The sequence below is a fragment of the Amycolatopsis sp. CA-230715 genome (genome assembly GCF_018736145.1).
In the GTDB taxonomy this organism is placed as follows: Bacteria; Actinomycetota; Actinomycetes; order Mycobacteriales; family Pseudonocardiaceae; genus Amycolatopsis.
The window spans coordinates 8,819,294-8,832,965 of the sequence record NZ_CP059997.1 but is presented as its reverse complement, the minus strand read 5'-3'; the positions used below and the strand labels follow the sequence as shown (position 1 = coordinate 8,832,965).

16 protein-coding genes are annotated in these 13,672 nt (G+C 70.3%); 7 read left to right on the top strand and 9 right to left on the bottom strand.

Translation table 11 applies throughout. The features are described from left to right. The first annotated feature begins 85 nt into the window (after positions 1 to 85). Positions 86 to 421, top strand: a complete 336-nt coding sequence (locus HUW46_RS41295) for a DUF3159 domain-containing protein (protein WP_254125451.1) — start codon at positions 86 to 88, stop codon at positions 419 to 421. Here HUW46_RS41295 and HUW46_RS41290 read toward each other — a convergent pair. The 4 genes from HUW46_RS41290 to HUW46_RS41275 all read right to left on the bottom strand — a co-directional run bounded on the left by HUW46_RS41290 (position 358) and on the right by HUW46_RS41275 (position 3,948). Continuing rightward, positions 358 to 1,242, bottom strand: coding sequence for an alpha/beta fold hydrolase (locus HUW46_RS41290; RefSeq protein WP_215544094.1), 885 nt, complete (start codon positions 1,240 to 1,242; stop codon positions 358 to 360). The genes HUW46_RS41295 and HUW46_RS41290 overlap by 64 nt on opposite strands. After that, positions 1,239 to 2,300, bottom strand: coding sequence for a tartrate dehydrogenase (locus tag HUW46_RS41285; protein ID WP_215544093.1), 1,062 nt, complete (start codon positions 2,298 to 2,300; stop codon positions 1,239 to 1,241). Before HUW46_RS41285 ends, HUW46_RS41290 begins: the two co-directional genes overlap by 4 nt. 70 nt (positions 2,301 to 2,370) lie before the next feature. After that, a complete protein-coding gene (locus HUW46_RS41280; protein WP_215544092.1) occupies positions 2,371 to 3,240 on the bottom strand; it encodes a LysR family transcriptional regulator in 870 nt (289 codons plus the stop codon). Between the two features lie 9 nt (positions 3,241 to 3,249). Next, positions 3,250 to 3,948 carry a winged helix-turn-helix transcriptional regulator gene (locus HUW46_RS41275; RefSeq protein ID WP_215544091.1) on the bottom strand — a complete coding sequence of 233 codons (699 nt, stop codon included), beginning with the start codon at positions 3,946 to 3,948 and terminating at the stop codon, positions 3,250 to 3,252. 52 nt (positions 3,949 to 4,000) lie between these two features. Here HUW46_RS41275 and HUW46_RS41270 point away from each other — a divergent pair, with 52 nt between their 5' ends. Then, complete coding sequence (locus HUW46_RS41270; RefSeq protein ID WP_215544090.1) at positions 4,001 to 4,420, top strand: DUF1761 domain-containing protein; 420 nt, start codon at positions 4,001 to 4,003, stop codon at positions 4,418 to 4,420. 5 nt (positions 4,421 to 4,425) lie between these two features. On the opposite strand, the gene HUW46_RS41265 is transcribed toward HUW46_RS41270, so the two are convergent. Then, the gene (locus HUW46_RS41265; RefSeq protein ID WP_254125444.1) at positions 4,426 to 4,749 is read right to left on the bottom strand and encodes a beta/gamma crystallin domain-containing protein; all 324 of its coding nucleotides are present in this window, start codon (positions 4,747 to 4,749) and stop codon (positions 4,426 to 4,428) included. A 106-nt stretch (positions 4,750 to 4,855) separates the two neighbouring features. After that, positions 4,856 to 5,215 (bottom strand): beta/gamma crystallin domain-containing protein, encoded by a 360-nt coding sequence (locus HUW46_RS41260; RefSeq protein ID WP_215544088.1) that lies wholly within the window; start codon positions 5,213 to 5,215, stop codon positions 4,856 to 4,858. A 183-nt stretch (positions 5,216 to 5,398) separates the two neighbouring features. Between HUW46_RS41260 and HUW46_RS41255 the strand changes: the two genes are divergently transcribed. Together HUW46_RS41255 and HUW46_RS41250 are read left to right on the top strand one after the other, a co-directional pair. After that, positions 5,399 to 6,376 (top strand): LLM class flavin-dependent oxidoreductase, encoded by a 978-nt coding sequence (locus tag HUW46_RS41255; RefSeq protein WP_215544087.1) that lies wholly within the window; start codon positions 5,399 to 5,401, stop codon positions 6,374 to 6,376. Beyond that, the gene (locus tag HUW46_RS41250) at positions 6,373 to 7,299 is read left to right on the top strand and encodes an aldo/keto reductase (RefSeq protein WP_215544086.1); all 927 of its coding nucleotides are present in this window, start codon (positions 6,373 to 6,375) and stop codon (positions 7,297 to 7,299) included. The genes HUW46_RS41255 and HUW46_RS41250 overlap by 4 nt, the downstream gene beginning before the upstream one ends. A gap of 28 nt (positions 7,300 to 7,327) precedes the next feature. Here HUW46_RS41250 and HUW46_RS41245 read toward each other — a convergent pair whose 3' ends face one another. Beyond that, positions 7,328 to 8,446, bottom strand: coding sequence for a CU044_5270 family protein (locus HUW46_RS41245; protein WP_215544085.1), 1,119 nt, complete (start codon positions 8,444 to 8,446; stop codon positions 7,328 to 7,330). Continuing rightward, complete coding sequence (locus tag HUW46_RS41240; protein ID WP_254126699.1) at positions 8,443 to 9,054, bottom strand: RNA polymerase sigma factor; 612 nt, start codon at positions 9,052 to 9,054, stop codon at positions 8,443 to 8,445. Before HUW46_RS41240 ends, HUW46_RS41245 begins: the two co-directional genes overlap by 4 nt. 125 nt (positions 9,055 to 9,179) lie before the next feature. Here HUW46_RS41240 and HUW46_RS41235 point away from each other — a divergent pair, with 125 nt between their 5' ends. From HUW46_RS41235 to HUW46_RS41225, 3 genes are read left to right on the top strand one after another with little or no spacing between them, the layout of a single operon-like run. Continuing rightward, positions 9,180 to 11,444, top strand: a complete 2,265-nt coding sequence (locus HUW46_RS41235) for an MMPL family transporter (protein WP_215544084.1) — start codon at positions 9,180 to 9,182, stop codon at positions 11,442 to 11,444. Position 11,445: 1 nt separating this feature from the next. Then, positions 11,446 to 12,144, top strand: a complete 699-nt coding sequence (locus tag HUW46_RS41230; RefSeq protein WP_215544083.1) for a TetR/AcrR family transcriptional regulator — start codon at positions 11,446 to 11,448, stop codon at positions 12,142 to 12,144. A gap of 19 nt (positions 12,145 to 12,163) precedes the next feature. Then, the gene (locus tag HUW46_RS41225; protein WP_215544082.1) at positions 12,164 to 12,790 is read left to right on the top strand and encodes a TetR/AcrR family transcriptional regulator; all 627 of its coding nucleotides are present in this window, start codon (positions 12,164 to 12,166) and stop codon (positions 12,788 to 12,790) included. A 111-nt stretch (positions 12,791 to 12,901) separates the two neighbouring features. Here the strand turns inward: HUW46_RS41225 and HUW46_RS41220 are convergent, their stop codons facing one another. Next, complete coding sequence (locus HUW46_RS41220) at positions 12,902 to 13,663, bottom strand: class I SAM-dependent methyltransferase (protein WP_215544081.1); 762 nt, start codon at positions 13,661 to 13,663, stop codon at positions 12,902 to 12,904. Positions 13,664 to 13,672: the final 9 nt, after the last annotated feature.

Below are 13,672 nucleotides of genomic sequence, written 5' to 3'. Positions count from 1 at the left end.
GGCGGGCGCTCGGGCCTGTTCCTCTCAGCGCTTCCTCCGACGGTCTTCGCGATCGTCAATCTGGTGGGCCCTGGGGTGTGCCAGCGTGCTGGTGGTGTCGATCGTGATCCGCCGCCCGCTCGTCGGCGTGCTGTGGAGCGTGGCGAACAGGGCGCCGCTGACCTGGCGGCACGACCGGTCGTCCGCGTTCGGCTACGACCTGGCGACCGCGGCCGCCGCTGCCGTGTTCGGCGCCCGGTTCGTCGTGCAGAACTGGCTCTACGGCGAGGATCTCACGGGCTGGCTGGCCTTCGCGAAGATCGTCATGGGGTACCCGTTGACGGTGGTCGCCGTCCTCGCGGCCGCGTGGGCCGTCCGTCACGCCTCCAGAAACCGACCGAGTGCCGCGGCGGTCCGGTCGGGCGCTTCCTCCGGGAGGTAGTGGTCCGACGGCAGCGCCTCACCGCGGACATCACCGGCGTAGGCGCGCCACACGCCGAGCACGTCGTAGTGGCGGCCGACGAAGCTTTCCGCTCCCCACAAGGCGAGCACCGGGCACCCGACCGATCGCGCGGCGTCCGCGCGATCGTGCTCGAGGTCGATCGTCGCGGCCGCGCGGTAGTCCGCGCACGACGCGCTGATCGCCGCCGGGTCGGAGAAGCACCGGACGTACTCGTCGAGCGCGGCCGGGTCGAAGGCGACGCCGCCGCGGTGGCGCGCGGTCATCCGTGCCCGCACCCAGAATTCGGGGTCGCCGCCGATGAGGCGTTCCGGGATGCCGTTGCCCGCGGTGAGGAAACCCCAGTGGTAGTAGGCCTTGCTGAACGCGGCGTCCGCGTGCTCGTAGACGTGCCTGGTCGGGACGATGTCGAGCACCGCCAGGCGGGTGACGGCGTCCGGGTGGTCGAGCGCCATGCGGTGTGCCACGCGCCCGCCGCGGTCGTGGCCTGCCACGGCGAACCGGTCGAACCCCAGCTCCGCCATCACCGACACCTGGTCACGCGCCATCGCGCGCTTCGAGTAGGTCGTGTTGTCCGATGTGGACACGGGTTTGCCGCTGTCGCCGTAGCCGCGGAGATCGGCCAGCACCACGGTGTGCGCCAGCGTGAGGACCGGTGCGACGTGGTGCCAGATGAGGTGCGTCTGCGGGTAGCCGTGCAGCAGCAGGACCGGCGGCCCCTCCCCCGCCACCGCGCAGTGGATCCGGACGCCGTCCGCGTCGACGTCGCGGTACCGGAATGCCGATGGCAGCGGAACGCTCACTTCGCCTCCTCCAGGTGTGCCAGCACGGTACGCGTGAACTCCGCCGTGCTCGCGGTGCCGCCGAGATCGGGCGTGCGGACCGCGGTGCGGGCGAGCACGGCGGCCATCGCGGTTTCCACTTCGGCCGCGGCCTCGGCGTGCCCGAGGTGGTCGAGCAGCATGGCCGCGGTCCAGATCGCCCCGAGCGGGTTCGCGACGCCGGTGCCCGCGATGTCCGGCGCGGATCCGTGCACGGGCTCGAACATCGACGGGAACTCCCGTTCGGGGTTGAGGTTCGCGGCGGGCGCGATGCCGATCCCGCCCGCGACCGCGGCGGCCAGATCGCTGAGGATATCGCCGAACAGGTTCGACGCGACGATCACGTCGAACCGGCCGGGGTCCAGTACGACCTTCGCGCACAACGCGTCGATGTGCTCTCGTGCAAGGGAAACCTCGGGATGCGCGGCGGCGCGTTCGGCGACGACCTCGTCCCAGAACGGCATCGTGTGCACGATCCCGTTCGATTTGGTGGCCGAGGTGAGGTGCCCGCGGCGGCGGGCGGCGAGTGCGCACGCGTAGTCGGCGATCCGCGTGACACCGGCGCGGGTGAACACTGCCTCCTGCACGGCGAGTTCCTCGCCGAACCCGGTGCCGAACCGGCCGCCGACTTCGCTGTACTCGCCTTCGACGTTTTCCCTGACCACGGTGAAGTCGACGCCGTCGGCGTCCCGCAGCGGGCTCGGCAGTCCGGGGAACACGCGGATCGGGCGGAGGTTCACGTACTGCCGGAACTGGCGCCGGATCGGGATCAGCAGGCCCCACAGCGAAACGTGGTCCGGTACGCCCGGCGCGCCGACGGCGCCGAGAAAGATCGCGTCGTGCGCGCGGATCCGGTCGAGCCCGTCGTCGGGCATCATCGCGCCGGTGGCCTCGTAGCGCGTGCAGGACCAGTCGAATTCGTCGTAGCCGAACCGGATTCCGTGCCGCGAGGCCACGGCGTCGAGGACGGCGCAGGCGGCCGGAGTCACCTCGCGGCCGATGCCGTCGCCAGGGATGAGTGCGATGCGGTGGGAGTGCATGCCGTGCATAGCACCAGGTGTGGCGCGGCACCGTCCAAGACGGAATCGCGGCCGTCCCGATAGGACCTGCCTATCGGAGGTCCCGTGCCACGGCGAGGAAGGCTTCCGCGGCGGGGGTCGGCGCGGGACGGCTCACCAGTGCGAGATCGAGGTGGGCGGGCGGTTCGAGGTCGAGGACGAGCGCGCCTGCCGCGCGTGCCAGCGGTGCCCAGGAATCGGCGAGCACGGCGAGCCCGACCCCGCCGAGCACGAGCGGGAGGATGGCTTCTCGGTGCTCGGACTCGACGACCCCGCGCACGTCAATCCCGTCGGCGAGCAGGTCGTCGACGTAGCGCCGCATCCCGGTGCCGAGCTGGCCGACGATCAGGCGCTGCCCGGCGAGGTCCTCCCGTCGCACCGGTGCGCCGAGCGGGCAGTTCGGCGGGGCGATCAGGACGAACCGCTGCCGTCCGGCGGGTGTCGTGACCAGCCCGGCCGCCTTCACCGGTGCGGCGCTCGCCAGCAGGCCGATCTCGACGGCGCCGGTGCGGACCAGGTCGAGCACTCCGTCCGCGGTGAAGGCGGCTTTGACCGTCAGGGTGAGGCCGGGGTACTCCGCGGTGAAGCGCCGGATCATCCCGGTGAGGGGTTCCACCGCCTGCGAGGGCATCGCCGCCAGCTCCACCCGACCGCTGCGCACCCCGGACGCCGATTCGACGCTGGCGCGGGCGGTTTCGAGGCCGCGGACCACCTGGCGCGCGGGTTCCACCAGTGCCCGCCCTGCCTGGGTCAGGACGAGGCGCCTGCCGACCCGGTCGAACAGCGCGCCGCCGAGATCGCGCTCCAGCGCCCGGATCGACTGCGACAACGACGGCTGTGCCACGTAGAGCGCCTGCGCCGCCCGGTTCATCCCGCCGTGGTCGACCACCGCGAGGAAGTATTCGAGCTGCCTGGCGTCCATCCGGGGAGCCTAGTTGTCGCGGTCAGGACGTTGTTTGCGCGCACCCGCGGCAGCTTGCGCCTTGGTCGTCATAGGGGCGAACGCGGTTCGGAGGACGTTCAAGTCGCCCCGGAATTCGCCCGCGGCGATCGCCCGCTCGACGCTGATCGTTCCGGTCGCCAAGGCGACGATCACGTCGGGAGTGGCAGTGAACACCGAGGCCGGTTCCCGATCGGCCACGAATGCGCTCGGGCCGTGTTCGTCGACCCTGAGGGTCATGAGGAATCCGTCCGCCTCGATGCCGAGGTCGACGGGAGGAGAAGCGGTCGCGCCTTGCAAGAGAGCAGGCAGCGCCAGGGTCAGCCAGCGTGGCTGAAAGACGTCGTCGCCCTGTCCGGTCGCCAGCAGCGGCGTTCCCCACCGGCCGAGCGCCTCCATCGGCGCTCGCAGCCCCGCTCCCCACGGCGTGAGGGCGTAGACGACACCCGCTTCCTCGAGACGGCGCTCGACGATCCCGTTCGCCTCCATGGTCTTCAGTCGCTCAGACAGGAGGTTCGTCGCGATGCCCTTGAGCGAGGTCTTCAACTCCGTGTAGCGCATCGGCCCCGGCAACAGCTCGCGCACGATGAGCAGCGTCCACCGGTCCCCGACGACGTCCAAAGAGCGCGCGAGGGCGCAGAACTGCCCGTAGGAACGCGAGCGCCTGGCTTCTTGGTTGACTTTTTCCATCGCGGTTGATTATATCAACCGCGATGGGAGCGTGTCGAGCAGAGGAGATTCCGTGGACCTGAGCATCAGCTGGCCAGCCGTCGCGGTCGCGATCGTGGCCGGAATGGCGATCGCCTGGATTTGGTACAGCGATTGGGGACTGGTCGGCTGCTCCTGGCGGAAGCTGACCGGGGTGACGAAGGAGGACTCCGACCGAAGCGGCAAGAGGCCGTTCGTTGTCCTGGTGGCGTCGATCGTCGTCACCGCACTGGCTCTCGCGGCCGCCAGTTCCATCGCGTCCGGATTCTTCGGCACCGATTCCTTCTGGGGCGCCGTGGCAGTCGGACTCGTGGCGTGGCTCGGCTTCTCGCTGACCACCCTCGCGCAGCACAACGGCTTCGAGCAGAAGCCTGTTCGGCTCACTCTGATCAACAGCGCCTATCAGCTCGTGCTGTTCCTGGGCATGGCGGTCCCGATCGGGTTGGTGCGGTAGCTCGTTCAGAGGATTTCGATGACGCGGACCTTCGGCGGGCGGTTCGGATAGGTGATCGTGGTCCACCGGTCGACTCGCACCGAAGCACCGTTGCTGTCGTAGTAGACGAGGTCGTTGTTCCCGGTGTAGATCTTGTCGATCCACCAGCCGCCGAATCCGATCCGTCCTTTGTTGGCATAGCAGTCCACGCTGTCGCCGCCGCCGAGGTGCGACCAGATCTTCAGGAAGTTTTCCCCGTCCTTGCAGGAAATGTGGTCGATGGCGAACGACGTCCCGGTCGGCACGACCATCGTGAACGCCGCGGCGGTGGCAGCCGCCGCCGCGATCACACGGCCAGCTTTATTCTTACCCGAAATCACAATTCTCCCTCAACGAGGTAGAAGACATGCACTGATGAGCACCAGGCGACCACACCGCGACGCGCGCGAGATTCTTTCAGAGGATTTCGATGGCTGAAACCTGCGGCGGGCGGTTCGGATAGGTGATCGTGGTCCACCGGTTGATTCGCTGTGGCGGCACCGTCGGATTGTCGTCGTAATAGACCATGTCGTTGTTCCCGGTGTAGATCTTGTCGATCCACCAGCCGCCGAAATCGACCGCTCCCTTGTTCGCATAGCAAGCCACACTGTTGTGACCGTTGTAATGCGACCAGATCTTCAGGAAGTTTTCGCCATCTTTGCAGGTGACACGGTCGATGGCGAACGACGTCCCGGTCGGCACGACCATCGTGAACGCCGCAGCGGTGGCAGCCGCCGCCGCGATCACACGGCCAGCTTTATTCTTACCCGAAATCACAATTCTCCCTCACTGGGATGGGACATATCTTGATGACGACAAGGTTCTCGGCGGACGCGGCCAGGGTCAAGTTCCGCGCGGTCCTCCAGGGCATCGGGACAACCAACTCTGATCGTCCGGCCAGCGCCGGGGTACCGGGAAACCGGCTTCCCCGCGCCGCCGGGGATCTGCGAGGCTTCGCGTATGACGAAGCGCATCGGAGCGATGTTCCCCTGCCGTATCCCCGCGGACCGTCTCGTGCGGCTCTCCCGGGAGGCCGAGCTGTCGGGCCTCGACGAACTGTGGGTGGTGGAGGACTGCTTCTACACCGGCGGGATCGCCAACGCGGCGACGGCGCTGGCGGCGACCGAGGCGATCACCGTCGGCATCGGGGTCTTGCCGACCGTCGCGCGCAACGCGGCCATCGCCGCGATGGAACTGGCGACGCTGGCCACGCTGCACCCTGGCAGGCTGATCGCCGGGTTCGGCCACGGCGTGCCCGACTGGATGCGCCAGATCGGCGAGTACCCGCCGTCGCCGCTGGCGGCGCTACGGGAAACGCTGTCCGCGGTGCGGCGCCTGCTGGCCGGTGAGCGGATCACGGTGGACGGCAAGCACGTGCGCCTCGACGACGTCGGCCTCGAGTTCCCGCCCGCGGTCGTGCCGCCGGTGCTGGCTGGTGTGCGCGGGCCGAAATCGCTGGCGATCTCCGGCGCGGAGGCGGACGGCACGATCCTCGCGGAGCCGGCGTCGCCGGAGTACCTGCGCGCCGCGCGTGCGTCGATCGAAGCCGGTGGTGGCGATCTCGCGCGCCACACCGTGGTCACCTACACCTGGTTCGCCGCGCACGAGGATCCCGAGATCGCCCGTGACGCCGTCCGCGCCACCTTGGCCGGGCTGAAGCCGAAGGTCGCCCCGCACGTGCGGCCGCTGCCGTTCGGGGAAGAGCTGCTCGCGGCGATCGACGCGGGCGACCTCTCGGAGAAGCTGCGCCCGGAGTGGGTGGACCGGCTCAGCGTTTCGGGCACGCCGGAGCACTGCGCGGAGCGGATCGCCGAGCTCCACGAGGCCGGGAGCGATTCGGTGGTCCTCATCCCGGTGCCGGGTATCGACGAGGAAGCCGCCTTCGCCGCCGCAGGCAAGATCGCCACCGCGGTGCGCGGTCAGGGTTCGGTGGTATGAGCGGACAACTGGTCTACGGCTGCATGGGGCTCGGTGGCGGGTGGTCGGCCGAGCCACTGACCACAGTGGACATCGACGTGGCGGAGCGCGCCGTATTCGCCGCGCTCGACGCCGGGATCACCTGGTTCGACCAGGCCGACATCTACCGGCACGGGAAGTCCGAGGCAGCGCTCGGTGCGGTGCTGGCGCGGCATTCCGGGCTGCGCGAACGGATCCGCATCCAGACCAAGTGCGGGATCAGGCTCGGCGAGAACGGGCTTCGCTCCTACTACGACCTCAGCCGCGCGTCGATCCTCGAACGCGTGCGGGGCAGTCTCGGCAGGCTCGGCACCGATTTCGTCGACATCCTGCTGATGCACCGGCCGGATCCGCTGGCCGAGCCGGAGGAGATCGCGGCCGCGTTCGGCGAGCTGCGCGAGGAGGGCAGGGTCGGCGCGCTCGGCGTGTCGAACATGTCCGCGGCGCAAATGGCGCACCTGCAACGATCCCTCGACGAACCGCTCGTGGTGAACCAGCTCGAAATGAGCCTGCGCAAGCGGGACTGGGTCGACGCCGGGGTTCAGGTCAACCACTCCGGCTACGGCCGCTTTCCGGAAGGCACGCTGGAGTACTGCTCCGCCAACGCCGTCCGCGTGCAGGCGTGGGGCGCGCTCGCGCAGGGCGTCTACACCGGAGCCGGTTCGGAGGCCGAGGCGGGCACCACGGAACTGGTCGCCAAGATGGCGTCGGAGAAGGACACCACACCGGAGGCGATCGTGCTCGGCTGGCTCATGCGACACCCCGCCGGGATCGAGCCGGTCGTCGGCACCACCTCGCCCGACCGCGTGCTGGCTTGCGCGGACGCGCCGGCGCAGGCCGCCGCGATGACGCGTGTCGAGTGGTACTCGCTCTACCTCAGCGCGCGAGGTGAACCGTTGCCGTAGGGAAAAGTCCACTGTGGACGGCGCGTGCTCAGCCGGGCGGCACGCCCATCTCGGTCGCCACGCCCGTGGTCACGGTGGTGTACCCGAGCACGGTGCCCGGTTTGATCCAGGGGTGCTCCGGCCGCGGTCCGGCGACCACGCGATCGCCGACGACCTGGCCGGTGACGGTGTCGATGACCAGTTCGCGACGCTGCTGCTCGCCGCCCGCACCGATCGCCACACCGGTCCGGCCGTCGATCCGCGCCTGGGGGTCCGTCACCTCGAGACCCGGTATCTTCGCCAGCGCGCGATACCAGGATGGGCGCAGATCAGCGGGCATCAGACCGCTCTGGAGGGTCAGCACGCCGAATTCGAACACCAGGTCTTCGGTCTTGGCGCGCTTCGTCATGATGGCGTACAGCTCGGCCGGATCTCGCGGGAGATTCGCGTAGAACACCGGGTTGCTCGTATCCTCCGGCGCACCGCACGGGTTGTCGCGGGTGTTGGCATAGTAGTGGCCGCACGGGGCGCGGCGCTCGTCAGGATCGGCGTTCACCGGCGGAGGCGGCGGTACCTCCGCGGCGGGCATCGTGCCGCCGAGCAGCTTCGGCTTGCCGCTGCTCTGACGACGTTCCAGCCAGTCCTGTTCCGGGTCAGCCGGGATCCATTGCTGCCAGCGCTCGCCGAGCAGGTAGGTCCAGCCCTTGAGCGGTGCGCCGGCGGTGTTCCCCCACGCGTTCGGGCCGGTGCTGAACTCCTGCCAGTGGTCCTTCGAGAAGTAGCGGTACCGGTCGGGCCCCAGCGGCGGTTCGGTGACCTTCGCCCGCAGGTCCGCGGCGGCCTCCAGCACTTGCCGCGCGGACCTCGGCACTTCCGCCCGCTGCGGTGCCGCCATCTCCGTTCCGCGGGGGTCGTCACCGGAGTTCGACCACACCGCCACCGCGGTGATCGCGAGGACGGCGGCGACGGCCGCGGCGACCGGCGAGGCGAAGCGGCGGGTCCGGCGGGGCCTGAATTCGGTGACGGATCCGCCACTCGCTTCGCTGTCGTCGATCTTGTCGAGTTCGTCGAGCAGCGCGGCGCGGGCGCGATCGAGCGGGGCGGGTGCCGTCCTGGCTTCCTTGTGCACCAGGTCGAGAGCCTCGTCGAGTTCGTCGTCATCGGTCATCGGAGCGGCTCCTCGGCGTTCTGGTGCGCCTGCGCGAGACGGGCACGGAGTTTCTGCCGCACGCGGTGCAGTCGCGATCGCACGGTGCTGGCCGTGACGCCGACCGCGGCGGCCACTTCGGCTGGCCCGAGCCCGGCCCACGAGGTCAGGAGCAGGACGTCCCGCTCGTCATCGCTCAACGCCGCGAGTTCTCCGGCGATCAGGCGCATTCCGCTCTCGGCGTCGACGCGTTCGGCGGCCCTGATGTCGAGCGGGTCGACCTGCCCGGTTTCGTAGCGTGCTCTCGCGGTGGCGCGGTATCCGCGGATCTCGTGCCGCACGTGGTTCCTGAGCAGGTTGGTCGCGATTCCGTAGAGCCATCCCCTGATCGGCGCCCGTTCCGGGTCGTAGCTCCCCCGCCTGCGCAGCGCGACCAGGAAGGTTTCCGCCACCAGGTCGTCCGCGGCTTCGGCGCCGACCCGGCCGGCCAGGTACCCGCGCAGCGGGCCCGCGTGCTCGTCGAAGAGCCGGGTGAACACGGCTTTTACGTCGCCGCGGGTGAGGTCCGGCCGCTCGTCGTCCGCGGCAGTCACCCCCGGCTCATCCTTCACCGTCGAGTCGATCGTCACCGTCACGCTACCCCCTTGTCCGATACCGGCGGCAGCGTCCCGACCTCGTTGATTGACGACGATAACTTATCGTGGTTAACATAGCGCCGTTAAGTCCTTGAGCAGCGCACTCTGGGGGAATTGCCGTGCTGACGCGTCTCGCCGATCTGGGCATCAGGGTTCCCGGGCGGATCCTCGGTATCGCCGCGTTCGTCCTGGTCGCGGGCGGGGTGTTCGGCGCCGGTGTGGCCGAACACCTCTCCGCGGGCGGGTTCGCCGACCCCGGCGCATCGTCCACCGCGGCGACCACGCTGCTCGCCGACCGGTTCCACGCGGGCGACCCGAACCTCGTGCTCCAGGTGAGCGGCCCGCGCGGTGCCGACGACGCGGCCGCGCGCGCGGAAGGCGAACGGCTCGTCGGCGCGCTTCGCGGGGAGCCGGACGCGCGGCAGGCCGAGTCGTACTGGACCGCGCCCGCCACGGTCGCCCCCGGTCTGCGCGCCGATGACGGGCGTTCGGGGCTCGTCGTCGCCACCATCACCGGCGACGACGACCAGGCGCCGAAACGGGCCGCCGCGATCGTCGACCGGCTGCTCGCCCATCCGGCACCGGGCGCCACCGTGACGGCCGGCGGCCAGGCGATCGCCTACCACCAGGTGTCCGAGCAGGTGACCGACGATCTCACCACGGCGGAACTGGTCGCCGTACCGCTGACCGGGCTGGTGCTGGTGTGGGTGTTCGGCAGCGTGGTCGCGGCGCTGGTGCCGCTCGCGGTCGGCCTGTTCTCGATCGCGGGGACCCTCGCGCTCCTGCGCGGCCTGACCGCGGTGACCCCGGTGTCGGTCTACGCGATGAACCTGACCACCGCGCTCGGCCTGGCGCTGGCGATCGACTACAGCCTGTTCATCGTCAGCCGGTACCGCGAAGAAACCCGGGCCGGGCGGACGTCCGCCGAAGCGGTCCGGGTCGCGACCGGCACCGCGGGGCGCACGGTGCTGTTCTCCGCGCTGACGGTGGGGTTGTCGCTTGCCGCGCTCGCCGTCTTCCCGGTCTACTTCCTGCGTTCCTTCGCCTACGCGGGCATCGGCGTGGTCGCGCTCGCCGCGCTCGCGTCGCTCGTGGTGGTGCCCGCGCTCCTCACCGTCCTCGGCCCGCGTCTCGACGCGCTCGACATCAGGGTCCCGGTCCGCCGCTGGCTGCGCCGCCCGCCAGCGCGCCCGGTTCCCGCCGAGCGGAGCTTCTGGTACCGCGTGGCGTCGGCGGTGATGCGCCGCGCGGTACCGGCGGGGCTCGCGGTCACCGCGTTGCTGTTGTTGCTGGGTTCCCCGTTCCTCGGCGTGCGGTTCGGCTACCCCGACGACAGGGTCCTGCCGTCCGAGGCGTCGAGCCATCAGGTCGGTGACGTGCTGCGCACCGGGTTCGCGTCGAACGCGGCCGCGACGATCACGGTGGTACTGCCCGAGGTTTCCGCGGAACCCGGTGCCCTCGAACGGTATTCGACAGCGCTCTCGCGCGTCGGCGGGGTCACCGGGGTCACCTCGGCCGCCGGCGTCTACGCGGGCGGCGGGCGGGTCGCGCCGCCGTCCGGGGCCCCGATGGTGTCCGGGTCGAGCGCGTACCTCGCCGTGCGCACCAGCCCCGACCCGATGTCCGACGAGGGCGCACGGGTCCTCGACGCGGTCAAAACCGTTCCGTCGCCGGGCGAAGCGCTGTTCACCGGGCTCGCGGCGGAGAACGAGGACAGCGTCGCGGCGCTCGGCGACCGGCTGCCGCTGGCGATCGCGCTCATCGCGGCCACCACGTTCGCGGTGCTGTTCCTGCTCACCGGGAGCATTCTGCTGCCGCTCAAGGCACTCGTGCTCAACACGTTGTCGTTGTCGGCGACCTTCGGCGCGATGGTGTGGATCTTCCAGGACGGTCACCTCTCCTCGCTGTACGGTTCGACCGTCACCGGGTACCTCGTGGCGACCATGCCGCTGCTGATGTTCTGCCTGTCGTTCGGGATTTCCATGGACTACGAGGTGTTCCTGCTCGCCCGCATCCGCGAGCACTGGCTCGAATCCGGGCGGACGCCCGCCGACAACGAACGCGCGGTCGGCCTCGGTCTCGGGCACACCGGCCGGATCGTCACCGCGGCCGCGGTGCTGATGGCGATCGTGTTCGCCGCGCTGGCGACCGGGTCCGTGTCGTTCATGCAGATGTTCGGCACCGGGCTGACCCTCGCCGTGCTGATGGACGCGACGCTGGTCAGGGGCGTGCTGGTACCCGCGTTCATGCGGCTGGCCGGTCGCGCGAACTGGTGGGCGCCCGGCCCGCTGGCGCGCTGGCACGCGCGGCACGGCTGGGCCGAATCCGGCCGCACCGGCGAGTCCGGTTCCGCCAAGGCGGCCTCGGTGGCCGACACTGGGTGACGTGACCGCAGCCCCTCCCCCGAACCCGTCGTCGTCCCCGCGCAGGCGAGCGCGCCGCGGCAGCGGCGACCAGCTGCGCGGCAAGATCCTCGCCGCGGCGAAGAACCTGCTCGCCGAGACCGGGCGCGCCGACGCGATGTCGATCAGGGCGGTCGCCGATCTCGTCGGCGTCACCCCGCCGTCGATCTACCTGCACTTCGCGGACAAGGACGCGCTGGTGCAGGCCGTGGTCGCGGATCTGTTCGGCGAGCTCGGCGAACGGCTCGGCGGCGACATCCCCGGGGAGGCCCCGCTGGACAAGCTCTGCCGCCAGGGGACGGCGTACATCATGTTCGCGCTCGAGGCACCGGAGCACTACCGCCTCGCGACCATGTCGGCGAGCACCGAGATCGGCAAGGTGGACCTGGTGCTGCAGACCACGGCGTACGAGCACTTCCACCGGACCGTCAGCGAATGCATGGACGCCGGGATCTTCGCCAAGGGTGATCCGACCCCGGTCGTGCTCGATCTGTGGGCGGCCGGGCACGGCATCGCGTCGCTGCTGATCGCCAAACCGTTCCTGCCGTGGGGTGATGTCACCGAAGCCGCGGACAGGGTGATGCGCGCGACGGCGATGGGACTGTCCATTTCGGAGTACCTCGGCGCGGACGCGACCCCGGCGGACTTCGTGGCGTGGCGCGCCTCGCTGCCGCCGCGCTGAGGGTCTTTATGCTGGGGCGATGACCGCAACCCGACCACGCGGGCGCATCGACAAGCGACACGCGATCCTCGACGCCGCGTTCACCGTGTTCGCTCGCGAAGGCTATGCGCAGGCGGGGGTCGACGTGATCGCGGCCGAGGCGGGTGTGGCCAAGGCGACCGTGTACAACCACTTCCGCGACAAGGAAAACCTGTTGCGCGAGTCGATCACGGCCAGCGCCGACGAGGCGTTCGCGACGAACATGGCGGCGGTCGAGCGGCTCACCGCCTCGGACGGCGATCTGCGCGCACTGCTCGAAGAGGTCGGGCAGCGGCTCGCGCTGTGCTACTGCGACGACAAGTCCTGGGCGCTGACCCGCCTGCTGTCCGCGGAACTGGCCCAGTTCCCCGATCTGCTGGACATCGTGGACGGCCGCGCGGCGAACCGGGTGAGCGAGGCGCTCGCCGACCGACTGGGCAGGCTGATGCTGGCGGGCAGGCTGCGCGCCGCGGATCCGCGCACCGCGGCCGACCAGTTCGCCGCGCTGCTCACCGGCCCGCTGGCCAGGCGCGCGCGCCTCGGGACGAAACCGGTGCCCGAAGCCGAACTCCGCGACGTCGTGACGAACGCGGTCGACACCTTCCTGCGCGCGTTCGGCGCGGACTGAGCTGCGAGGGCGGCCACGGCGGCATGCATGCCGTGAAAGCCACCTTCACGGCACTGACTGCCCTGACTGCCCTGAAGGTGGCCTTCAGGGCATGCGAAGATTCGGCTCCGCTCAGCCGGGTTTGCGCGCTTCGATCAGGAAGCGCGTCGTGTGCGCGACGAACGGGCCTTCGGCGGTGATCCGGTCGTGCAGCTCGCGCAGTTTGGCCCGGTATCCGTCCACAGTGAACCCGGGGACCATCCAGATCACCTTGCGCAGGAAGTAGATCACGGCGCCGATGTCGAAGAACTCGGTGCGCAGGCTTTCGGATTCCAGCCGGGTGACCGACAGTCCCGCGGACTCCGCCTCGGCGCGCGCGAGTTCGGGGTCCCGTTTGCCGCGCACCTCGGGCGGTTGCGGCCCGAGGAAGAATTCGACGAGTTCGAACACGCTGTGCGGGCCGACCTGCTGGGAGAAGTAGGTGCCGCCGGGCCGGAGCACGCGCGCGATCTCCGCCCACCACGTGGTCACCGGGTGGCGGCTGACGACGAGGTCGAACGCGGCGTCGCCGAAGGGCAGCGGTGGTTCGTCCTCGTCGGCGACCACGGCGGCCCCGCGCGGGTGAAGCAGCGCGGTGGCGCGCTGGACGTTCGGCGGCCACGATTCGGTCGCGACGGTCAGCGGCGGGAGCGCGGGCACGCCGGCGAGCACCTCACCGCCGCCGGTCTGGATGTCGAGCGCGGCCGTCGCCACGGCTATGCGCTCCCCCATCGCGCGGGCGTACCCCCACGACGGCCGCTGTTCGGTCGCCCGGCCGTCGAGCCAGGAAAAGTCCCAGCCGTCCACGGAAACGGCCTCCGCTTCGGCCACCAGTTCTTCGAAGGATCGTGCCACGGCGTGATC

Excerpts from the sequence above, each read along its gene's own strand:
- HUW46_RS41250 (WP_215544086.1), top strand. The coding sequence starts at position 6,373 with ATGAGCGGACAACTGGTCTACGGCTGCATGGGGCTCGGTGGCGGGTGG.
- HUW46_RS41280 (WP_215544092.1), bottom strand. The coding sequence starts at position 3,240 with ATGGACGCCAGGCAGCTCGAATACTTCCTCGCGGTGGTCGACCACGGC.
- HUW46_RS41225 (WP_215544082.1), top strand. The coding sequence starts at position 12,164 with ATGACCGCAACCCGACCACGCGGGCGCATCGACAAGCGACACGCGATC.
- HUW46_RS41245 (WP_215544085.1), bottom strand. The coding sequence starts at position 8,446 with ATGACCGATGACGACGAACTCGACGAGGCTCTCGACCTGGTGCACAAG.
- HUW46_RS41285 (WP_215544093.1), bottom strand. The coding sequence starts at position 2,300 with ATGCACTCCCACCGCATCGCACTCATCCCTGGCGACGGCATCGGCCGC.
- HUW46_RS41275 (WP_215544091.1), bottom strand. The coding sequence starts at position 3,948 with ATGGAAAAAGTCAACCAAGAAGCCAGGCGCTCGCGTTCCTACGGGCAG.
- HUW46_RS41255 (WP_215544087.1), top strand. The coding sequence starts at position 5,399 with ATGACGAAGCGCATCGGAGCGATGTTCCCCTGCCGTATCCCCGCGGAC.